Raw genomic sequence first — 21,667 nt, 5'->3', positions numbered from 1 at the left:
CCTACTCTTCCTCGTCCTCATCCTCATCGGTGCTTCCCTTGCGCTGCTCAATGCCGTAGTCGTAGGGACCTTTGGTGACCACAGGCAGCACTTCCCAGTTTTCAATCAGCGGCGGTGAACTGGTCGTCCACTCTAAGCTGAGACCGCCCCAAGGGTTATCGCCGGCAATTTTGCCCTTATTCCAGCTCCAAATGATGTTAATCAGGAAGGGAATAATTGAGAAAGCTAGGACAAAGGCGCCAATCGTACAAATGAGATTAATCGACTCAAACTGGGGATCGTACATGGCCACTCGCCGTGGCATGCCTTTAAGACCCAACTCATGCATCGGCAAAAAGGTCAGGTTCGTGCCAATAAAGGTCAGCACAAAGTGGAGAATCCCTAAGCGTTCATCGAGGAGCCGTCCCGTCATTTTGGGGAACCAGTGGTAAATCCCCGCATAGAGACCAAACACGGAACCACCAAAAAGCACGTAGTGGAAGTGTGCCACTACATAGTAGGTGTCGTGGACGTGAATATCCACGGGGGCAGTCCCCAAGGTCACACCACTGAGGCCACCAAGGACAAACATCGACAGTAGGCCAATGGCAAAGAGCATGGCACTGTTGAGGCGAATCTTGCCCCCCCAGAGGGTGGCGACCCAACTAAAGATTTTTACTCCTGTCGGCACCGCCACAATCAGTGTCGAAATCGTGAAGAACATCCGCATCCAAGGGGGCGTACCACTGGTGAACATATGGTGTACCCAGACAAAGAGACCCACGCAGCAGATGGCCAAACTGGAGTAGGCGATCGCCTGATAGCCAAAGATGGGCTTACGGGCATGAACCGGAATCACCTCAGACATAATGCCAAAGATCGGCAAAATCATCAGGTACACCGCCGGGTGAGAGTAAAACCAGAAAAGGTGCTGGTAAATGACAACGTTCCCACCGGCATCAGGTTTGTAAAACGAGGTGCCAAAGTTAATATCAAACAGCAGCAAAATCAGCCCCGCCGCCAGCACGGGAGTTGACACTAGAGCCAGCAGAGAGGTGGCTAGCATGGCCCAGCAAAAGAGGGGCAATTGATCCCAGCGCATACTAGGCACTTTCATCTTCCAGATGGTAACGATGAAATTCACCGATCCCATGATCGAGGAGGTACCCACAAGGACGATCGCCAGAATCCACATACTCTGGGCAGTAGTGGCCGTGATCGTACTCAAGGGCGGATAGGAGGTCCAACCCGCTTGGGCACCGCCAAACAGGAAACTGGCCAAGAGTAATGCCCCCGCCGGCGGGTTCAGCCAAAAGGCTAAGGCATTCAAGCGGGGAAAAGCCATGTCCCGCGCCCCAATCATCAGGGGCACCAAGTAATTGCCAAAGCCACCAATGGCCGCTGGCACCACCCAAAAGAAAATCATAATGGTGCCGTGGTTGGTCATGAAAGCATTGTAGAGATTGGGATTGAGAAAATCTGAATCTGCCGTTGCCAGCTCCGTGCGCATGGCCACCGCCATCAGTCCGCCAATCAAGTAAAAGATAAAGGCGGTGACCAAATATTGAATGCCAATTACCTTGTGATCAACATTAAAGGTGAAATAGTCGTACCACTTCCACGCCTTGGGATGCTCAGGGAGCGACAAGGGGGTATCTAGCGGCAGTTGTGCTTGCGCCATAACTCTCTCAAGAATGCAACAGTAGGAAGAAAACTAAAGCTTTGCCGGAGAATGGTGGTGGGTCATTGCTTCTACTTGCGCCACCAATTGGGGGGTGACGCCCATCTCCTCGACATGGCGATCGCTCAGGGAGGGGATCACGGGAGTCGTTGCGATCGCTTGGTTTTGACTGCGCCACGCTTCAAAATCCTCTGGGGTATGCACGATCACCTGCGTGCGCATGGCACCGTGGTAGCCACCACAGAGTTCAGCACAGACGACGGGGTATGTCCCGACCTTGGTAGCCTTAAAGCGCAGTTCAGTGGGCACACCCGGAATCGCATCCTGCTTCAAGCGAAACTGGGGCACCCAAAAGGAATGGATCACATCCCGCGCGGAGAGGTTCAATTGGACATCCTTGCCCACTGGGATATGCAATTCGCCGGAGACAATGCCACTGTCGGGGTAGGTGAAAATCCATGCATACTGCATACCCGCCACATCCACCACTACATCTGGGGCTTTGCCTTGAACATCGGGGCTGGCACCAATGCCAATTTCAGGGGTTGGCGCTGCTGCTAAAAGGGCAGTTGCATCGCTGGTGGTTTTTGAGGGGGCTTCGGCAACAACCGCCACTGCTGGCTTGGGCGTATGCATCGCGTGCATAGTATGATCCCCCGGATTCAGTCCCCCCATGCGCTGGAAAATATCCACGCTGTAGATACCAAGGAAAATCACAATCAGGGCAGGAATGGCCGTCCAGAAGGCCTCTAGGGGTAAGTTGCCCTCTACGGGTAGGCCATCCCCTTCCTCACCGGCACGGCGGCGATAGCGAATCACAAAGAGGATGATCGCACCCTGTACCACCAAAAAGAGAGCGGTACCAATTGTGAGCATAATGTCAAAGAAGTTATCCACCAAGGGAGCCTGCTCAGAGGCCTGTTCCGGCAGGAGGCCATGGTGATGACCAACCCAAAAGCTAATCAGGGTGACAACAACGCCAGCGGTGAGTGTCCAAATTGAAGCGGGTATTTGTTCCATGGTGCCAAAGCGTCCAGAAAATCCCACCCTGATCCTAGGCAGATTCCCCAAGGATGTGGGTTAAAAGAACCTAAAGATTTATGTTGATTTATTCACTATCCTTAAAGCAGCTTGGGGACAGAATCATCTGTTTTTGCGTCCTAGGTTAGAGATAGCCCACCGAAACTGAAGGCTGTGCCGGAGGAAAATAGATGCTGAGTGTGTTGCCTTGGGTTGGCCTCTCGTTAGCCACTCTCCAGTACTCGACCCATAGAGTGGATCAAACGCAGGTATATATGGTGGCTGCGCCGATGGCAGACTATCGGGTGGTCATGACAGAACCTGCCCCCAATGGCCAAGATACCTATTTAGAAACGACAGCGGCTTTTGCGCGGCGGACGGGAGCTGTGGCAGCGATGAATACTAATTTTTTCCGCTGGCTGCATGCTCAATCCCTGCTCTCTTTTCAGGATTATCAAAAATGGATCATGGGCGAGTCCCATCCTGAGGGTATTAGTTACCGAGCACTGCGGCAAACCTGCTTGAGCGGTCGAGGCACGATTCCAGCGGGGGTTCTCGGAGCCTACATCGTGAATGGTCAGGTGGTGCGTCCCTATGAGGGGGGCTATTCAGGGGTGGTGAATTTTCCTGCCCAAGGAGGGATCGAGTTTTATCGCGGTAGGTTGCCAGAGCAACCCTTTAATGTGGTCAGTGGCTCGCAGCAAATTTTAGAAGGGGGCAGGAAGCTACCCGTTGATGGGAGCGATCGCACTTCTCCTAAGGCGATTCTCGGCAGACGGGGCAATGAATATATTTTCGTCGTCAGCGATGGGCGGGGCAATGGTGGTTCGCCGGGGGTCTCCTTTCCACAGCTTCAGGCGTTTTTACTGGAGCAGGGCGTCACTGATGCAACGGCGGTGGATGGTGGCGAATCGGCGACGTTGGTGGTGCAGGGACAAGTAAAAAATCATCCCCGCGATCGCTATTGCGAACTGGCGCGTTGGCTACCCGCTCCCACCCTCACGTTTATTCCTCCTGGAGAAGAGGCTCGCGAAGCGGCGATGGCCATGGGGCGATCGCTCAGACCGGTCGGGGCAAATATCGGCTTAGTCCCACGAGAGCAACCCCGAGGCGTCCTTTCCTTTGGGTTTTGGGAGCGGATTCAGCAGCGGCTACTGACGCGATTGCGGGCTTGGCGAGACTGGGGCTAATGAGCAGCAAGGCCAGATTTTGTTAAAATCCTAGTGTTCACTTTGACCTGCAAGCAACAGCCATGATTCATTCTGCGTACCCTCTACTGTTGACCATTACCCCTTCTCTGAAAGGTTTCTTTATTGGGCTATTGTCCGGCGCGGTGGTGCTGGGTTTAACCTTCGCTGCTTTGATCACCATTAGTCAAATTGATAAAGTGCAGCGTTCTTCATAGGCAGCCAAGCGGCTGGTGGGCTTTGCAATCATCGCTAAAATAGAGTCATGGCCATTGCGCTGTGACTCTGTGTTTTATTTTGCCCCTTCAATACAATGGGTTAAATGACGTATCTTTCCTTTTCCCCCCTCCTTGGTCAAATTGTTAATGTCGGGCTTGGGCCTGCTGGCATTTTGGGAATTGGCCTAGCGGTTGCTGGAGCCCTCCTCTATTTTCTGCGCTCGATTCAACCAGAGTTAGCGCGGGATCATGATATTTTCTTTGCCGCAGTGGCTCTCCTGTGCGGTGGGATTCTCTTTTTCCAAGGATGGCGCCTCGATCCAATTCTGCTCTTTGGCCAGTTTCTGCTGACGGGCACCGCTGCCTTTTTTGCCTACGAAAGTATTCGTTTGCGGCGGGTAGCCACAGAGCAGGCGCGGCGAAATACCCCGATTGTGGATGAAGAGCGACCTGTGAGCCGCAGCTACACCTACCGTGCGGAAATAGAGGAACTCGAACCCTACGACGACGAGGAAGAAGAGGAGGAGTACCCACCCCTGCGGCGAATTCGTGGTAGCCGTGATGTGTCGCGATCGCGCTATGAAGACGAAGATGTGGAAGATACCCCCCCTGTAGGACGTTTACCCTCGCGCCGCAGTAGCCCACCCCCTAGCCGCCCCAGTGTTCGGCGTCCCCCTTCAAGGCGTCCGCGACCGACAACACCAGCGGCAGATGAGATTGTCGATGAACCCTATCGCCCACCAACACCGACAACCCGCCGGCCAACCCGCCGACCGCCGCCAATTACGGAAACTGCGGAAGTGAGCGATCGCCCTGTGCGACGGCGACCCCCCCGCCCCCGTCCGGAAGGCACAACGGATGGCAGTGAATATGTGCCCTATCAACCCTTGGATCGTCCCCCCACTGACGAGCAAGATAACTCCGCCAATTTTGATGAATAGACCTTAATGGCAAACGAGTCGCAAAGGCAGTGAATGATGCGTCGCTCTTTTTTGGTTTCAGTTCTTGGCTTGGCAGTGATCTGTGGGGGGATACAGGAGCAGACTTGGGCGGCTCCCCTCGCGCAAGCCACTCCGGCTGCTCTGCCAGAATCGTTGCAATCCCTCGTTAACGGGTTGGATACAGCAGCCAGTCAAAAGAATCTAGAGGCAGTGCTAGCCTTTTATGACCCTGAGTTCAAAACAGGGGACGGCCTCACCCTTGAAATCTTGCGCAAACAACTGCCGACGTTTTGGCAACCCTACCGTGACATCCGCTACCGCACGACGGTGAACCGTTGGCAACAGCAGGGAAATGAGTGGATTCTAGAGATTAGTACAACCATTGAGGGAACCGGCGGCACGAGCGATCGCCCGCAAAACATTCGTGGCAACCTGCAAGCCACCCAAGTCATCCGCAACGGCAAAATCATCCGCCAAGACATTACCAGCGAAAAAACTACGATCACGATTGGTGCGACACCGCCTACGGTGCAATTCTCCCTCCCCCAAGCCGTGCGTGCGGGTGAAGAATTTAGCCTTGATGCGATTGTGCAAGAACCTATTGGCAATGCCATTCTCCTCGGCGCCGCCAGCGATCAGCCCATCAACGCCCAAACCTACGCCAATCCTAGCCCCGTCAAATTGGAACTCCTCTCTGCGGGCGGGATTTTTAAGGTGGGACGTGCGCCTCAAGAAGCCGGTAATCGCTGGGTCTCTGTGGCCTTAATTCGCGATACGGGCATGGTTCTGATTACACAGCGACTGCGAGTGGAAAAACCATGAGTGAGTCTGAGTCAACCCCCGTAGAGGAACCTGCTGAGAGCCCTGCGGTAACTCTTGAGGTGGAGCAAAGCACACCCATTGTCAGCGGCCTTGCTTTAGAACACTGTGGAGGGCGCTACCGACTCACGTTGCCGGCCGATTTAGACTGGATTGACCTGTGGCCGCAGTTGCAACTTTACCTTGTCGGTCAAGAACACCTCTGGTCAGAGACCTTACCCGTAGATTGTGCCTGCGGACAGCGGCTTTTAGATCAGTCACAGCTTCAACAGTTGGCCGAGGCTCTCAGCGAGCATCAGTTGCGACTGGACAAGATTATTACCGAACGCCGCCAGACGGCGATCGCTGCCGCTACCCTTGGCTACAGTGTCCAGCAGGGGGAACTGCCACCCTTAATTGCAAAAGAGACTGAGGGGGACTCAGACCCCGTGGCCAACCCCCTTTACTTGAAAACAACCCTGCGATCAGGCATGGAAATTCACCATGACGCCACTGTGGTGATTGTTGGCGATGTCAATGCAGGAGCCAGTATCATTGCTGCCGGCGATATTATCGTCTGGGGGCGATTACGCGGTATCGCCCACGCCGGTGCCAAGGGCAATCGGGGGGCACGGATTATGACCCTTGAAATGGCAGCCACACAGTTACGGATTGCTGATCTGTTGGCACGTACCCCAGATCCGCCAAATCCCCCCTATCCAGAGGTGGCCTACGCCACTGACCAAGGGATTCAGATTGCCTCCGCCAATACTTGGGGACGAGCTTTCGCTGTATCCGAGGCGCCTTGAGATAATCTATTCTAGTAAGCCAATTCCTAGGGAGTTCAATGGGGCGCACGATTGTCATTACCTCGGGCAAAGGGGGCGTGGGGAAAACAACCGCCAGTGCCAATATTGGTGTGGCTTTGGCCAAATTGGGGCGATCGGTGGTGCTCATTGATGCAGACTTCGGCTTGCGCAACCTCGACCTACTACTCGGCTTGGAAAATCGCGTGGTTTACACCGCCATTGATGTGCTGACCGGGCAATGTCGCTTGGATCAAGCCCTTGTGCGTGATAAGCGCCTCAATAAACTGGTGTTGCTGCCCGCCGCCCAAAGCCGTAATAAGGATGCCATTACCCCAGAGCAAATGCGACAGTTGGCCTCAGCCCTGAGCAAGCACTATGACTATGTGCTCATTGATTGTCCAGCGGGGATCGAGGCGGGATTTCGCAATGCCATTGCTCCCGCTCAGGAAGCCTTGGTGGTGACAACGCCAGAAATTGCCGCTGTACGGGATGCCGATCGCGTGATTGGCTTGCTCGAAGCCTACCGTATTCGCAACAGCCATTTGATTTTGAATCGCTTGCGCCCAGCAATGGTGGCCACCAACGACATGATGTCTGTGGAAGATGTTCAAGAAATTCTTTCGATTCCCCTGATTGGCATTGTCCCCGAGGATGAGAAGGTGATTGTTTCCACCAACAAAGGGGAACCCTTGGTCTTGGCAGAGTCGCCGTCCCTAGCGGGGCAGGCCTTCATGAACATTGCCCGTCGCTTGGAGGGTGAAACCGTTGAGTTTCTAGATCTAGAGGCGGCAAGCGGGGGACTATTTAGTCGCATTCGACGCTTGTTTGGGGCAAAGGGATGATCAGTGAACTGTTAGAGCGGCTGTTTACGCGGACTTCCCCCAGTCGCACCACTGCCAAGGAGCGCTTGAAGTTAGTTCTTGCCCACGATCGCACGGCCCTGACACCGCAAATTTTGGACAATCTGCGGCGCGATATTTTAGAAGTGGTCTCCCGCTATGTGGAGCTAGAAACGGAGGGGCTAGCGGTTTCCCTAGAGTCGGATCAGCGGACAACGGCCCTGATTGCCAATTTACCGATTAAACGGCTGAAACTGTCTCCAGAGGACGTTCCGCCCCCCGAAAATTCGCCAGCAGAGGACGAGGCAGAAGAAAGTTGAGTACCGTTGCAGTTGGCATAGCAGCGATCGCCAGCGCCGCGATCCTGGCCCAGACACCTTGGATAGCTGTTTTAATCGCCCGTTTAGGATCGGGTTGGCGACGACCGACTCCCTTAACCCCTCAGCCCTCCCGCCCAGAGAACTTAGCCAAAGTCTCAATTGTTGTCCCCACCCTCAATGAGGCACAGCGGTTGCAACCCTGTTTAGAGGGCTTAATGCGTCAAGGCTACGAGGTGCGGGAAATTCTGATTGTTGATAGTCATTCCCAAGATGGCACGGCTGAGATTGTGCAGGCAGCGCAACACCGCGATCCGCGTCTGCGACTGGAGTTTGATCCCCCCTTACCGCCGGGGTGGGTGGGGCGGCCTTGGGCCTTACATACAGGCTTTTGTCGTGCCCATCCTGAGAGTGAGTGGATTTTGGGCATTGATGCGGATACCCAACCGCAACCCGGCCTTGTGGCTAGTCTTTTGGCGACAGCAGAGCAGGAGCAACTGGATCTGATTTCTCTCTCACCTCGCTTTATCCTCAAGACCGGCGGTGAATGGTGGCTGCAACCGGCGTTGCTCTTGACGCTGATCTACCGCTTTGGCGCAGCGCGCGCTGTGGAAACTCAGCCGGAGCGGATTCTGGCCAATGGTCAGTGCCTACTCATTCGGCGATCGCGCCTCGAGGCAATGGGCGGCTACCAAGTTGCCGCTTCCTCCTTTTGTGATGATGTAACACTGGTGCGAGCCATAGCGACTACGGGGGCACGGGTGGCCTTTCGCGATGGCTCCAAGGTGCTTAAGGTGCGGATGTATGAGGGTATGGCGGAAACATGGCGAGAATGGGGGCGATCGCTGGATCTCAAGGATGCCACCCCAGCCGCCCAGCTCTGGGGCGATGCCTATTTCCTCTGGGCAGTACAGGGATTACCGTTGCCCCTGTTGGTTTTGGGCTTGATGGCACTGGCAGTGACTACTCCCACCCTTCCTTTAGAAATGGCGACACTGCTCAATGGCCTACTGGTGCTGATCCGCTGCGGCATGACACTGGCCATTGCCCCCGCCTACGATTGGCAAGTGGGTCAAGGACGTTGGCTCTTTTGGCTGTCCCCCCTTGCGGATCCCCTCGCGGCTCTGCGGCTTACCCTCTCCTCTTGGCAACGCCCCAAGCAGTGGCGAGGACGGATTTATCCTGCCAACACTCAGACTTTGGTTTAAGTCTTTATCTTTATGACACTTGCCGTTGCTCAATGATTAGTCTCGACGTGAAAACTCCACTTGTAACTGCTGCCCAAGGGGCACTTGCCCCAACGTTTAACGAAATTGATGGCCGCGTCAAGGAAAACTTGCGGCGGGTTTTAGGAGCTTTTCGTCAGCAGCGGCTGGGGGTGCATCACTTCAGTAGCATGACGGGCTATGGTCATGGGGACCTAGGGCGTGAGGTGCTTGATCGCGTTTTTGCGCAGGTGATGGGGGCTGAGGCGGCCTTGGTGCGGGTGCAATTTGTTTCTGGTACCCACGCGATCGCCACCGCCCTATTTGGGGTGCTCCGCCCTGGGGATGAACTGATTTCCCTTGCGGGTGCCCCCTACGACACCCTAGAAGAGGTGATTGGCCTGCGGGGTCGCGGCCAAGGTTCCCTCAAGGATTTTGGCATCCACTATCGCGAGATTCCCCTCCTGAGTACGGGTGAACCCGATTGGGGGGCGATCGCCACCTGTGTCCAACCTCAAACCCGCATGGTGCTCATTCAACGCTCCTGTGGCTATACATGGCGCCCAAGCCTCAGCCTTGAGGACATTGGCAAAATGATCCAACTGATCAAGGGGCAAAATCCCAATGTGGTTTGTTTTGTGGATAATTGCTACGGCGAATTTGTCGAGACCCAAGAACCGCCCCATGTGGGCGCTGATTTGATTGCGGGTTCTCTGATTAAAAATCCCGGCGGCACGATCGCCACCGCGGGGGGCTACTTAGCAGGACGCGCTGATCTCATTGAGCAAGCCAGTTATCGCCTTACGGCACCGGGGATTGGCCACGAAGGGGGTGCCACATTTGATCAACATCGTCTGCTCTTTCAAGGGCTGTTCTTAGCACCGCAAATGGTCGGCGAAGCCCTCAAGTGCGCCCATCTCTTGGCCTATGTCTTTGACCAATTGGGTTATCCCGTCAACCCCGCCCCCCTTGCCCCCCGCCGCGATGTCATTCAAGCGATCCAATTGGGCAGTCCTGAAAAGCTGATTGCCTTTTGCCGCACGTTGCAACGCTACTCCCCGGTGGGTTCCTATCTTGATCCTGTACCTGCGCCCATGCCCGGCTATGCCGATGATCTAGTGATGGCTGGGGGCACGTTTATTGACGGCAGCACGTCGGAACTGTCTGCCGATGGCCCTTTGCGTCCACCCTATATTGTCTTTTGTCAGGGGGGAACCCACTGGACCCATATGGCCTTGATTTTAGAGGCTCTCCTAGAGGATCAGGCTTTTTGAGGCCAGCCGTAGGCTTGGGCAACCGCTTCCCATTGGCACAAAATGCTCTGCTCAAAGGCGTCCTGCCACGTGGGGCACGTTGCTTGGGTGATCTGGTGTGCCCGTGTTCCCATCCGCTGGCGATAGGGGGCATCGTCTAACAGCAGGGTAATGGCGGCTGCCCAATCTTGGGGGTCGCGACTGTAAACCACCACCCCATCCTCCCCTGAGGTTTGGACATATTTGCGCCCGCCATCAAAACCAGAAATGACGACGGGTAATCCTGCCGCCCGTGCTTCCACCACTACATTGGGCCCTGTTTCCGACTCTGAGGGAAAGACGAATAGATCACTGCTGGCATAAATTGCCCCTAATTTTTCTTGGGGTACCTTGCCTGTGAGGGTGACGCGATCGCCCAAAAGGTCTTTGACAAGGGTAGCCTGTGCCCCTTCGCCAACAATCAACACATGGAATGCCTTTCCTTGATTGGCTAACACTTGAGCTGCCTGCGCCAACAGGAGCACATTTTTACTGGCATCTACCCGACCGACAAAAAGCGCGATCGGCACCTCTGGCAGGTGATACTCCTCCCGTAGCCATTGGGGATTGCGAAATCGCAGATGAAAGCGATCGCGATCGATGCCCCGCTGAAACCACGCCACCCGCTCAGGGGGCAAAAACGTGAGCAGCCAATCGGCATCCTGCTGTCGCGAGACCAAGACGCGATCGCTAGCACGCATAAAGCCCGCTAATTTACGTTCGGCTCGGTAACCAAACCACTGATCCACTTGTAATTTCTCCAGCCATAGCCACCGCCAAAACTCCCGCCCCCAACTGCGGCCACTCATGCGCCAAATAATTTCCCGCGAATAGGTGCGGGTCAATAAGGGCAAATCCGTGTGAATTGAACTGAGCAGCGGACGATGCTGCTGGCGACAAAAGCGGCGCACCGTTTGGGCAAAGCTAAAAGTATCCGTAATGTGAAACACCTGATGTTGGGGTAAATAACGGCGCAATGCCCAGTGAAAGGGAGCCACATCGGTCATGCCTGCCCCTTGGCGCATAATTTCCAGTGAGTGCGTGCTGAACTGGGGCGGTAGCAATTGGTAGCGAACATTGGCTGCTACCTCTAGGGTTTGCTGTTTGGCGCCAAGGAAGTAAATGGTCAAGTCAACGCGGTCTGGGTAGTGGCTGGCAGCTTCCGCAAAACGTTCCCAACATTTGACATGTCCCCCGGCGTTGGGTTGCCATTCTAGGCAAATAAAGACAGCAACAGATAGTGGTTGTGGCAATCCAGACTCCTCAAGGTTGCGTTTTGCTAAAGATTAACTGAATATCGCATTTAGAGTCATTCACAGTGAGCAATAATGGGCTACCGTAATCGCGCGATCGCCATCCTCTTAGCCTTGGCCGGCATCTTTCTCCCTGGGCTCCATAAGTTTTATTTGCGCCAACCCCTGTGGGGTGGCGTTTACCTCATGCTGGGGCTACTCTTTTCGACAGTGCCCTACGGTTCTCTGGGTAGCATTGCTCGCATTGCCTGTGTGATTGAGGCTGTGTGGTATTTGTTTCAGGGAGCCGATGCCTTTGATGCCACCTTCAATCCTGAGATTAGTGCCGTCGTTCCGAAGCTCCCCGCGTCTCGTCTTGAGGAAGCGAATTAATACCGCCAGTAGCGACGACCTTGCCAAAAAATCCCCACGGCTGTGCCAATCAGGAACACCTCTGTGAGTGGAAAAAATAGGGGTCGCAGTCCCAAGGTGCCGCCAAAAAAGCTCAAGAACACACTGGCCATTAGGACACACAGAAATAACGCCCAGAGGGTGCCGCTATAGATCGGCGCTGGGTTAAACCACACCTCCAAAGAGATCACTGCCACCATTCCAAGGCCAATGCTCAGACCAAGGCGGACTAGGAGACCCAAAGGAGGCTGAAGTAGGATGATCAACGCCTCGCGGACAGAGGCAACGGCACCGGCAATATAGTAAAGCCCCGTATCAAACAGCGCTGCAAGCAGGGCAACAAGAAGACCTGTGGGCACCAGCGATCGCCAAGGCAGTGCCTTAAACTGTTGCCAAGGATCGGACACAAGCAAGACTCACAATAAGTATGTGGGTAGAACCTAGGGCATAGGTAGATCGCCGAGGCTCATTTCCAGTTCCATGCGCTGTTCCATCTGGCGCAGAAAATACCCCGTCATCATGGCTGAGGCCAATAACCCCGCAAGGTTGTCGCGATCAGTGGCAATTTGGACATTAAAATCCTCGGAGGGAAGGCCGCCCACGAGACCTTGGACATTCTGGCTGATAATTTGGCGAATTTCTGGACTGACGGAACGGGCAATACGGGTCAAAACTTCTGGCGATTGGCTTTGCAGGTACTTCAGGAGCAGATTGGGCTGCCCATCATCCGTAGAAGACTGGTAGAAATTAGCGTTTCCGGGATCAAAAACCATAGGCAGTGCTCGTTAGTTATGTTAACTATATGTTACCAAACCGAAATGCGCTACTAGAGCGAAGACTCCCGTGCTACCTGCTCTGCCTGTAGAATAGACCTCAGCACTCGGTGAGACTGAATACACAAGGATTCTTGCATGACCGCCCTCGATCAGCTTCAGCCTGCCAACCCCCGGGACGTCAATATCTTTGCCCCCTATATGCGTGCTGAGAAACGTCCGCTGCTGCCCTTGGGTATCGCCCTCTACCGTCTGGGGAAGTTGGAGGGACAACGGGGGATTGAAGGCGGTAACAATGTTGATTTTGTTGCCACATGGACGATCGCCAATTTGCCGGCGGATTTATCCCGCTGTACGGTAACCTTTGATAACTCGCCTGATCTACAGTACGAAATGTCTATCACCACGTTTGAACTGGTGGATCATCTCATTGATGTAATTATTAACTATAAAAAACATCGTATTGCCGATTTTTCCAAAGCATTTTATCGTAAGCTGTTACGGCTTGACTAAGGATAGCGTGTTTAGGGTTGGGGTTGCGGGAGGAGTAACTAAACGGTGGCAAAGCATTTATTGATTGGTTCAATTGTGCCCTATAGCGGTAAGTCTGCAACGGTTTTAGGCTTGGCCAAGCTCTGTCGCGATCGCCATCTGCGCATTGCCTATGGTAAGCCCTTGGGCACCTACCAACCCGCTACCGACAGCGAAGAAACCGAAGCCGATGTCAGTTTTTTACAGCAAACCCTCAACCTAGAGAATGTGCGACCGACATTGCTCACGCTGACGCCAGAAGCCATCAAGGCACGGCTGATGGGCACAGATCAGCAGGATTATCGCCAAGCCCTAGCAGCCTATCACACTATCAACAGTGAAGACTTGGTGCTCCTCGAAGGGCCAGCCACATTAGCCGAGGGGCGGCTGTTTGATTTGGGGTTAGCTCAGATGGCAGCGGTGTTGGATGCACCCATTTTACTGGTGGTGCGCTACGAGTCCCCCTTGGTGGTGGAATCGCTCCTCCTCGCCAAGTCGGAATTGGGCGATCGCCTATTGGGGGTGATCATCAACGATATTCCCCAACCCGAAGCCCAACCCTTGCCTGCTATTCGCCAATATCTCGAGGCACACCAAATTCCAGTTTTTGGGATGTTGCCCCGCAGTCAGTTGCTGCGCAGTGTCAGTGTCAAGGAATTGGTACGCCAGTTAAATGCCGAAGTTTTGTGCCGTCCGGATCGCTTGGATCTCCTAGTGGAGGAACTCACCATTGGGGCAATGAACGTCAGTGCTGCCTTGAAGTATTTCCGTAAAGCGAACAATATGGCGGTGATTACCGGGGGCGATCGCACCGATATTCAATGGGCGGCCTTGGAGACCTCCACCCACTGTCTGATCCTCACGGGGCATTTGCCGCCTTCCCCGGCGATTCTTGCCCGTGCTGAAGAGTTGGAAATTCCTATCCTCTCAGTGGACTTAGACACCCTAACAGCCGTGGAAATTGTGGATCGTGCCTTTGGTCAGGTGCGCCTCCATGAAATCGCTAAAGTCAAATGCGTCGAACAAATGATGCAGGAGCATGTGGAGGGCGATCGCCTGTTAGCACAACTGGGACTCTTGACCGTTGAGGCCTAGCGCTGGAAGGTTAAGGCAAAAATCAGGACTTGGGTCGGCGTCTTGCCATCAAAGTTATTGTCGCCAATGATGTAGAGCGATCGCGCCCCATCGGCCAAGGGGGGACCCAAGCTCATCCCCTCCAAATTAGTCAAGGGAATCCCCAGCCTCTTGAAATCCAAAATCAGCCGTTTCTGCACAGGGCGGAGAGTGCGCAGATCAACCGGTAACGTGGCCATGCCAAGGGTATCTGTCGCCCCCGCTAGGGATACTTCAAAGAGCTGAATGCCATGCCCTGCTCCCGGACTATAGGTGCGCTCCAAGCTCAGAAAATGGCCACCATTGTCAAGGGCAAGTAGCTCCACGAGGCCATTAAACACTGCCTCTGAGGGTTCCAAGGGATAGAGATGCTCCGCCAGCAACACAGGGGCAACATCCCCCCGCAGGTAATGGAGCAGGCGGCAGTAAATGGGGATATTGGGGCGGACATCTTGGGCAAGGGCCGATTCAACGCCGACAAACAGGCGATCGCCCGCCGGCGAAAGCGTCAGTGCCTCAAAACCGAGATTATTGCGAATGCCCTGCTGACCATTGGGGAGATAGTACTTGGGAATAGGGAGAGCTGCAATGGTTCGTCCATTCGCGCGCTCAAACTCTTTGATCCAAGGGGGACTAGCCGTGGCCGTTACCCCTTCACTGCTAATTACAAGGTGCCCCTCAGGCGTCAGCGCAATCCCCTCAGTGTCGGCAGTGTTGGGCGGATACACCTCACCATTAGGCTGCTGGACAAAGGTTACGTCCTTGGGGGTAATGGTTTCGGGAGTGATTTCGAGGGTGTAAAACCGAGGTTGCTGGCGATCGTCACTAATGGCATAGAACTGCTGTTGACGCGGATCGTAGGTCAAACCCGACAGCCCCCCCACCTCGGTATTCTGCCACTGGCTGCCGACGGCTAATTGCACTTCAGCGCGAAATTCCACCCCGACATTCAGAAACAGGCGCTCCTCTGCTCGCACTTGAGGCAGGGCACATCCCCACAGGAAGCCAAGGAGTAGAATTGCCGTCAGCAGGTGTCGCCAAGGCATGGGTGTGTCTTAGCGGTTGCGGTTTGTGCCTTGACCGCCCCCCTGTTGATTTGGGCGCTGGGGAGACGCGGGTTGATTCGCTTGATTCGGTCGCTGGGCATTATTGCCACCGCTCTGTTGCACGGCAAACTGAATCGCCTCAGGGGTTTGTACCAGTTGAATTTGACCCGCCACAGGATCGTTGGTGCTCAACATGGTTGCCACCAAATTATCCAGCATGACGACGCGAATCCCGGTATCCTTGGCCAGTTCAGGACGCTGCTGGCGGGCTTGATCCACTTCCCGTTGGAGTTGGGTTTTATCGAAGTAAAAGGGAATAAACCGCTGGGTGCGGGTCTGGCCGTTTTCGCGCAGTTGTGCTTCTACGGCGATGGGGTTGCCTGTTTTGCTATCTGCTAGGAAAAAGAGGGGGGTGCCGCCCATGAACGGCCTACCATCCTTGGTGAGAATTTTGCCATCGCGTTCCACTAGATCGCCACTTTGTTTGAGCAGATTCACCGCTGCTTCCAGTTGCGGCCTTGAGGGGATAATGTCCACACCAATGGCAGGATTTTTTTGGCTTTCGAGGGCAATCTTCACCGCCCCACTGAGGGCGGCTGCCGAGACCCGAGCCACGCGACCCACCTCCGGCTGCTGGGTTTTAATGGTGTTCAGGGCAGTTTGGGCATCCTGCTGATTGACAAAGAAGGTAAAAACTTGAATTTTCTTGCTTTGATCTTGGGGATTGGGCATCTCAAAGGTCAGCGGTTCCCCCTTATCATTGGTGATCATAAAAACGGGCACATTGTTGAGGATGCGCAGCACTTGTTCTTCGGGCAAGGCAGTGGCAATGTCATAGCGGCTGATGGCGGGTGCTAGCCACAGGCTACTCACTAACCCTGCCAAAACACCCAAGTGTGCCAATCTTTTCATACAGTCTCCTAATTCATGCTTTATTGCAGTCGGTTAACTCTCCCAATCCCATTCTTCACGTGTGGAGAGAGGGGCGATCGCCCTGTAGTACCTAACTCACACCAAAACTTATGCACGTAACAAGTGAGTATTTTTACATATGAAGTACTCCCTTTGCTTTCCCACCCTAAGCCAATTTGACGCAAGGGACAAGGGGCAAGTTTCTAAAGTCGATGGGGAACTAGCGTTCAGTATCTAGGGAGCCTATACTGGTGCTGCTTTGGAACCAGCCCTTGCGCCAGAAAAAGAAAAATAAACTGCCCGCCACGGTAAGCATGACCGCCCAGCAGGCTGGATAGCCCCAATACCACTCCAGTTCAGGCATATTCCAAGGGGAGGTATCGGGATCAAAGTTCATGCCATAGATACCGACAATAAAGGTCAGCGGTATGAAAATGGTCGAAATGATCGTCAGAATTTTCATAATTTCGTTCATTTTATTGCCAACGGAAGAAAGATACACATCCATCAAACTGGCCGCTAGTTCACGGTAGGTTTCCACCATATCTAGCACTTGAATGGCATGGTCATAGCAATCTCGTAGGTAGATGCGCACTTCCTCGGAGAGAAGGGGGCTGGGATCGCGAATCATGGCATTGATGGCATCCCGTTGTGGCCAAATGGCACGGCGCAGCGCCAGTAATTCGCGGCGCACTTGGTGGACTTCTTCGAGAATGGCGCGACTAGGACGGGTAACTACGGCATCTTCTAATTCCTCAATGCGCTCGCCGTAGTCTTCTAGAACCGGGTAGAAGCCATCAATAATGGCATCCAAAAGGGCATAGGCTAAATAATCGGGGCCATAGCGACGAATGATGCCGCGACTGGTGCGAATCCGCTGCCGAACCATGTCAAAACAATCCCGTTCGGGTTCTTCTTGTACTGTGAGCAAGAAATGCGGCCCCAAGACAAAGCTCACTTGTTCAGTGTAAAAGCCGTGTTCATTTTCCTTGGGGGTGACCATGCGGGTAATCAGCACAAGGTAATCGTCATGATCCTCAACTTTGGGGCGCTGGGGAACATTGACAATATCTTCAAGGACAATGGGGTGCAGGTGAAAAACTTGGCCAAGTCGCCGCATCACGTCTTCATCGCCAATCCCTTGAACATCTATCCAACTGACGGAGGGACTGCTGAGGTAGGGGCCACATTCTTCCGGCGTTTCTAAAACGCGACGGCTGGCCTGATCCGGCTGATAGTCAATGAGAATAATTGTCGGCGGTGGCGCATCGGCCTCAATACTGAGGGTACCGGGCATGGCGCCGGGTTCATCAAAGAAGTAATCTTCGAGATAGTTATCTTCTTCCTCGGCGGGGGGTGTGGGGTCTGGCGGGGGGGCACTACGGAAAAAGTGAAAGGGTTTTCTGGCCATAAAGGGGGAAATCGACAGAGTGCAAACGGGCTAACTAGAAACCTAGGGCAAATGGGGCGGTAACGTCCCAAAATCGCCTGAAAAGTTAAGATTTTTAAGTGTAGTGGCATTCACGGTGGGAGCGGTGTGGTGAATTCTCAAGTTTCGAGAACCTCAGTGCCAACTTGGGTGGCCATTGCCCAACTGTTGCGCTGGCATAAGCCTGCGGGTCGTTTGATTCTCCTCATTCCGGCGCTGTGGTCGTTAACCTTGGCCAGTGAAGGCTTGCCGTCGTTGCAGTTGCTGCTGATTATCACGGTGGGGGCGATCGCCACCAGTGCGGCGGGCTGCATTGTCAATGACTGCTGGGACCGCAATATTGACCCCCATGTGCAGCGGACTCAAAACCGCCCCCTAGCCAGTCGCCGCCTTTCCCTCAGTGTGGCCTTGGGCTTGATGGTGATTGCTTTCCTCTGTGCTTGGGGATTGACGTTTTACCTCACTCCCTTGGGGTATTGGCTGGCGGTGGCCGCAGTGCCGGTGATTCTGCTCTATCCCTTGGCGAAGCGAGTCTTTCCCATTCCGCAACTCGTTTTGGCAGTGGCTTGGGGGTTTGCTGTCCTCATTCCTTGGGCAGCGGTACAGGGACGCTTAACCTTGACCACCGCGTGGTTGTGGGCAGCAGTGGTGATGTGGACATTGGCCTTTGATACGGTGTATGCCATGCCCGATCGCCCCGACGATCGCCGACTGGGGGTAAATTCCAGTGCCTTATTTTTCGGTGCCTATGCGCCCTTGGCGATCGCGCTATTTTATGGGCTGACGGTGGTGTTCCTGATCATTGTTGGCTGGAGTGCGGGACTCACTTGGCGATTTTGGCTGGCCTTGGCCGTGACCACCTACTTTTGGCTGCGGCAATCTCTACAAATTTATACCCACGAACGCCGTGACACCCAAACCACAACGCTCCCCATTCAGACCTATGGTCGTTACTTCAATGAAAATGTCTGGTTGGGCTTTTTGCTCTGGGTGGGAATGTGGTGCCCTAGGCCTTAGTCAAAAGCTTGGGGGAAACCTGCCACGGCACAATTGCCAGAATATCCACTTGGGCACAATATTTGAGATCGGCTTCATTGCCAAGGTTGAGCAGGCGCTGCCCGTGGCTGGAATGGTGAAAGAGGGTCAATAGATCATCTTGGTAGTAGCGGTACAAAGCAGTGGCAGCAATAGTTTCGTCATTACCCGCAAGGGCTTCGAGGGGGGCATCCTGCTGACCCCAGAGGTGATGAATCAGCGCCCCAGCACAGACGGTATCTTCGAGGGAATAGCTACCTTCCCAGCCCGAACCAACAATCCAGATGGTTTCCGGTTGATGTTTTTGGACAAACTCGGCAACGGCAGCACGGTTGACAAGGGCGGCGGCAAGAACGAGGGGACTGGCTTGAATTCGCTCAAGGGAACGGGTGCCATTGGTGGTGCTCATAAAGAGGCGACATCCTTTTACCCGCTCTGGCAAGCATTCAGCAGGAGAGTTGCCCATGTCAAAGCCAGCAACTTTTTTCCCACCCCGTTCACCAACGCGAATCCGCTTGGCTGCCGGCCACTGCTGACTCACTTGTTCTAGCTCTGCTAGATCACTAAAGACTTGAACGGCTTCTGCGCCAGCGGCAAGGGCAGTGGCGATCGTAGTGGTTGCCCGCAGGACATCAACAGCAATGGCACAGTCGGGTTGCCAGTCGGCTGGTACACGCTCTGGTGTGTGGTAGGTATAGATTTTCATAAATGGAAGGGGAGCTTGGCTACGATGATCCTTGATACATAAAGTATGTCACCATTGGGATCACTGTAGCGGCGATTAGCAGGGCAACGACGATAATTGTGGCGGAGCGATCGTCGGTTTCCTCTTTGCTCTTGTAGGTTTTCTCGACAACCACTTCGCGTACTACGGGCGGGCCTGGATCCGGTTCGCCTTTGAGGACTTTCGCAAGGCGATCGACGGTGTCAAGGACTGATTGATTGTAGTTGCCATCCCGTAGGGGCACCCGCATCGTTTCTTGGACAATACTTTCGGCAGTTTCAGGATTCAGGCGTTCGGCCACGGCCTCGCCATAGTGAATCGCTGTGCCATTGGTAACGGTATCGAGGGCAATGATCACCTGATTGGCTTGGGACTCAGGATCGGGAAACCACTGGTTAAAGAGGTCATCCACAAAGCTCTGGGGGGTTTCACCATAGTCGAGGCGGTGCAGTGTAACTACATGAACATTGATGCCCGTTGCCTCGGAGAGGTCTTGGAGCGATCGCCCGACACTGCCTTGGGTGACGGCACTAAGCACATTACCTTCATCAACGACCCCAGCCGCTGTTTCCGGCAAAGGGATATCGATCGCGCTGGTTGCCCAGACGGGGGTGACCCACAACGTAGTAGCGAGTAGTGCCAGCAAAAGATAGCGAATGCCGTTTTTCCAAGCCACTTGCCAATGCATCTGTGTTTAATCCTGTATCTCTCAATGCAATTTTCTCAGATGTTGCTTGCAAAAATAAATTTTCTTCTAACAAATCTTAAAACGATGGCCAGACAATTGCTTTACCAAGGAGCGCCCACGAGTGTAAAGCCTGCCCAAAAGTAAGGTGCTTGGAATCTTGAATGTCTCAGAAGGTGTAATTGAGCCTTTTGCAGAGCAGCAACTTTACTAGCAGTGTGGTGCAGATGGCTATAGAAGTATTCCATGAGTTCTAGGGTACCCGCATCACTCACTTGCCAGAGGCTAGCGACGGCACTTTTGGCACCCGATTGAAGGGCAAGACCCGCAAAGCCTAACTCCGCGCGATCGTCTCCCAGAGCGGTTTGACAGGCACTCAAAACCAGCAGTTCGAGAGGGGGTTGCTCTAGATTAAGTTGGGGGAGGTTTTGCAGCGTGACTGTTTCACTGCCCCACAGTTGAATAAAGGACTCTTGGGCTTGACCGGGGCGAAACAAGGCATGGGTAGCCAGATGAACGATGGAATGGTTACCCTGCTGCCGTTGTTGCGTTAGGTTGGCAACAGTAAAGTCACGATTGAGGAAGGTGGATCCGCCCCAGAGTTGTTGGATGGCACTTAATTCTTGGGGGACTGCCGGCAGTGGACTGAGGCGATCGAATTCTGAAGCCCCCATTGCCAAGACCGTGGCATTTTTGAGGGGAGCATAGTCAGTTTTGATCAGGTTAAACGCTGGAATTAAGGCAACACCGTACTTTTCTATCAGAAATTGACCGGTACTGCGGTCTCGGAGAGCCGCCCAAGGGAGCGATCGCAGGCCTGCTCCAACACAAATGAGCAAGGTGTCAATCCGATCAGCCCTGAGTTTGGCTTCTAAGGGCGCAATTAACCAGTCATAAAGCTGCTCACTCCTGCCAAAGGAGGCAGATAAAAACTGTTGGCGTGGATCCGCCACTGAGCGGCGAAAGTCTTGAACCGTAGCCATCAGATCAGCTTGCGACACCGCTGGCACAGTCAGCAACAGTGGCTCTCCCTGTAGAGAGGTAACGAAGAGCTTAATCTCGTTTGCCGTTGGTACCAAGTGCAAAAGAGCTGTGCGCCGACCCGTACGCTTGGACATTTGCCTGAGAATGCGCTGAATGGCAGAGGGATTGAGTCGCCGACTAGTAAATTGATTTTGAAAATAAACTTCATATTCCCGTTGCCAAGTGGCCTCGCGACCTGTGAGAAATTCCCCTGCACCAGCGGGTAAGGCACTTTGAGCAATGGACTGAAGAGACAGCACCAACACTAGAGCAATACAGATTCGGAGGAGGTGTCGGTGCATCTTTAGTGTTCCAAGAAAGTGTTGTCGCTCTAGCCAAGCTTTATCTTAGCCAATGCACCATTCAAGTGTTTTTTCAGAGGAGAGACAGTGACTGCCAATGCCGAATTCAACACTGGACGATAGACATTGAGCCAGCGAGTAATGGTGGACTCGTTGCGATGGAGC

The 21,667-nt window shown here is 54.0% G+C and carries 24 protein-coding genes; 13 read left to right on the top strand and 11 right to left on the bottom strand.

The window, feature by feature from the left end:
• Position 1: 1 nt before the first annotated feature.
• Complete coding sequence (ctaD, locus tag RHP47_RS03210; RefSeq protein WP_310841030.1) at positions 2-1,660, bottom strand: cytochrome c oxidase subunit I; 1,659 nt, start codon at positions 1,658-1,660, stop codon at positions 2-4.
• Positions 1,661-1,693: 33 nt separating this feature from the next.
• Complete coding sequence (locus RHP47_RS03205; protein ID WP_190278301.1) at positions 1,694-2,680, bottom strand: cytochrome c oxidase subunit II; 987 nt, start codon at positions 2,678-2,680, stop codon at positions 1,694-1,696.
• 191 nt (positions 2,681-2,871) lie between these two features.
• Between RHP47_RS03205 and RHP47_RS03200 the strand changes: the two genes are divergently transcribed.
• From RHP47_RS03200 to RHP47_RS03160, 9 genes are all read left to right on the top strand, one after another.
• Entirely contained in the window at positions 2,872-3,870 is a 999-nt protein-coding gene (locus tag RHP47_RS03200) for a phosphodiester glycosidase family protein (RefSeq protein ID WP_149818108.1), read from the top strand.
• A 62-nt stretch (positions 3,871-3,932) separates the two neighbouring features.
• Positions 3,933-4,085 (top strand): photosystem II reaction center X protein, encoded by a 153-nt coding sequence (locus RHP47_RS03195; protein ID WP_149818106.1) that lies wholly within the window; start codon positions 3,933-3,935, stop codon positions 4,083-4,085.
• Between the two features lie 104 nt (positions 4,086-4,189).
• Positions 4,190-5,026, top strand: a complete 837-nt coding sequence (locus tag RHP47_RS03190) for a Ycf66 family protein (RefSeq protein ID WP_149818104.1) — start codon at positions 4,190-4,192, stop codon at positions 5,024-5,026.
• Between the two features lie 33 nt (positions 5,027-5,059).
• A complete protein-coding gene (locus RHP47_RS03185) occupies positions 5,060-5,848 on the top strand; it encodes a nuclear transport factor 2 family protein (RefSeq protein ID WP_226971996.1) in 789 nt (262 codons plus the stop codon).
• The gene (gene minC / locus RHP47_RS03180; RefSeq protein WP_310841028.1) at positions 5,845-6,633 is read left to right on the top strand and encodes a septum site-determining protein MinC; all 789 of its coding nucleotides are present in this window, start codon (positions 5,845-5,847) and stop codon (positions 6,631-6,633) included. The genes RHP47_RS03185 and minC overlap by 4 nt, the downstream gene beginning before the upstream one ends.
• A 38-nt stretch (positions 6,634-6,671) precedes the next feature.
• The gene (gene minD / locus RHP47_RS03175) at positions 6,672-7,475 is read left to right on the top strand and encodes a septum site-determining protein MinD (RefSeq protein ID WP_310841026.1); all 804 of its coding nucleotides are present in this window, start codon (positions 6,672-6,674) and stop codon (positions 7,473-7,475) included.
• Positions 7,472-7,792, top strand: coding sequence for a cell division topological specificity factor MinE (gene minE, locus RHP47_RS03170; protein WP_149818098.1), 321 nt, complete (start codon positions 7,472-7,474; stop codon positions 7,790-7,792). Before minD ends, minE begins: the two co-directional genes overlap by 4 nt.
• Positions 7,789-8,997: a 2'-O-glycosyltransferase CruG gene (cruG, locus tag RHP47_RS03165; RefSeq protein WP_286626558.1), complete on the top strand. Its 1,209-nt coding sequence runs from the start codon at positions 7,789-7,791 to the stop codon at positions 8,995-8,997. Before minE ends, cruG begins: the two co-directional genes overlap by 4 nt.
• 47 nt (positions 8,998-9,044) lie before the next feature.
• Entirely contained in the window at positions 9,045-10,268 is a 1,224-nt protein-coding gene (locus tag RHP47_RS03160) for a methionine gamma-lyase family protein (protein ID WP_310841024.1), read from the top strand.
• Here RHP47_RS03160 and RHP47_RS03155 read toward each other — a convergent pair.
• Positions 10,256-11,539, bottom strand: a complete 1,284-nt coding sequence (locus RHP47_RS03155) for a glycosyltransferase (protein ID WP_310841022.1) — start codon at positions 11,537-11,539, stop codon at positions 10,256-10,258. The genes RHP47_RS03160 and RHP47_RS03155 overlap by 13 nt on opposite strands.
• 75 nt (positions 11,540-11,614) lie before the next feature.
• Between RHP47_RS03155 and RHP47_RS03150 the strand changes: the two genes are divergently transcribed.
• A complete protein-coding gene (locus RHP47_RS03150; protein WP_225901511.1) occupies positions 11,615-11,911 on the top strand; it encodes a TM2 domain-containing protein in 297 nt (98 codons plus the stop codon).
• Here the strand turns inward: RHP47_RS03150 and RHP47_RS03145 are convergent.
• Together RHP47_RS03145 and RHP47_RS03140 are read right to left on the bottom strand one after the other, a co-directional pair.
• Positions 11,908-12,336 (bottom strand): hypothetical protein, encoded by a 429-nt coding sequence (locus RHP47_RS03145; RefSeq protein ID WP_149818086.1) that lies wholly within the window; start codon positions 12,334-12,336, stop codon positions 11,908-11,910. The genes RHP47_RS03150 and RHP47_RS03145 overlap by 4 nt on opposite strands.
• Before the next feature lie 33 nt (positions 12,337-12,369).
• On the bottom strand, positions 12,370-12,702 hold the full coding sequence (locus RHP47_RS03140) for a DUF760 domain-containing protein (RefSeq protein ID WP_011057859.1): 333 nt from the start codon (positions 12,700-12,702) through the stop codon (positions 12,370-12,372).
• 138 nt (positions 12,703-12,840) lie between these two features.
• On the opposite strand from RHP47_RS03140, the gene ebsA reads away from it, so the two are divergent.
• Together ebsA and RHP47_RS03130 are read left to right on the top strand one after the other, a co-directional pair.
• Positions 12,841-13,215 carry a type IV pilus biogenesis protein EbsA gene (ebsA, locus tag RHP47_RS03135; protein WP_149818084.1) on the top strand — a complete coding sequence of 125 codons (375 nt, stop codon included), beginning with the start codon at positions 12,841-12,843 and terminating at the stop codon, positions 13,213-13,215.
• Positions 13,216-13,260: 45 nt separating this feature from the next.
• Entirely contained in the window at positions 13,261-14,328 is a 1,068-nt protein-coding gene (locus RHP47_RS03130) for a phosphotransacetylase family protein (RefSeq protein ID WP_149818082.1), read from the top strand.
• Here RHP47_RS03130 and RHP47_RS03125 read toward each other — a convergent pair.
• From RHP47_RS03125 to corA, 3 genes are all read right to left on the bottom strand, one after another.
• Positions 14,325-15,392, bottom strand: a complete 1,068-nt coding sequence (locus tag RHP47_RS03125) for an esterase-like activity of phytase family protein (protein WP_310841020.1) — start codon at positions 15,390-15,392, stop codon at positions 14,325-14,327. The two genes, RHP47_RS03130 and RHP47_RS03125, sit on opposite strands and share 4 nt — an antisense overlap.
• Before the next feature lie 9 nt (positions 15,393-15,401).
• Positions 15,402-16,304, bottom strand: a complete 903-nt coding sequence (locus tag RHP47_RS03120) for a Tic22 family protein (RefSeq protein ID WP_149818079.1) — start codon at positions 16,302-16,304, stop codon at positions 15,402-15,404.
• Between the two features lie 220 nt (positions 16,305-16,524).
• Entirely contained in the window at positions 16,525-17,715 is a 1,191-nt protein-coding gene (corA, locus tag RHP47_RS03115) for a magnesium/cobalt transporter CorA (protein WP_149818077.1), read from the bottom strand.
• Positions 17,716-17,871: 156 nt separating this feature from the next.
• Between corA and RHP47_RS03110 the strand changes: the two genes are divergently transcribed.
• Positions 17,872-18,750 carry a 4-hydroxybenzoate solanesyltransferase gene (locus RHP47_RS03110; RefSeq protein ID WP_286668923.1) on the top strand — a complete coding sequence of 293 codons (879 nt, stop codon included), beginning with the start codon at positions 17,872-17,874 and terminating at the stop codon, positions 18,748-18,750.
• Here RHP47_RS03110 and RHP47_RS03105 read toward each other — a convergent pair.
• The 3 genes from RHP47_RS03105 to RHP47_RS03095 form a co-directional block, all read right to left on the bottom strand.
• A complete protein-coding gene (locus RHP47_RS03105; RefSeq protein ID WP_149818073.1) occupies positions 18,740-19,474 on the bottom strand; it encodes a 2-phosphosulfolactate phosphatase family protein in 735 nt (244 codons plus the stop codon). The two genes, RHP47_RS03110 and RHP47_RS03105, sit on opposite strands and share 11 nt — an antisense overlap.
• 19 nt (positions 19,475-19,493) lie before the next feature.
• Positions 19,494-20,180, bottom strand: a complete 687-nt coding sequence (gene psb32, locus RHP47_RS03100) for a photosystem II repair protein Psb32 (RefSeq protein WP_149818071.1) — start codon at positions 20,178-20,180, stop codon at positions 19,494-19,496.
• Positions 20,181-20,281: 101 nt separating this feature from the next.
• A complete protein-coding gene (locus RHP47_RS03095; protein ID WP_286626549.1) occupies positions 20,282-21,502 on the bottom strand; it encodes a CHAT domain-containing protein in 1,221 nt (406 codons plus the stop codon).
• Between the last annotated feature and the right edge of the window lie 165 nt (positions 21,503-21,667).

Origin of the sequence: Thermosynechococcus sp. QKsg1, from assembly GCF_031586415.1 — a bacterium.
GTDB lineage: Bacteria > Cyanobacteriota > Cyanobacteriia > Thermosynechococcales > Thermosynechococcaceae > Thermosynechococcus.
This window is presented reverse-complemented; position numbering and strand designations above follow the sequence as displayed.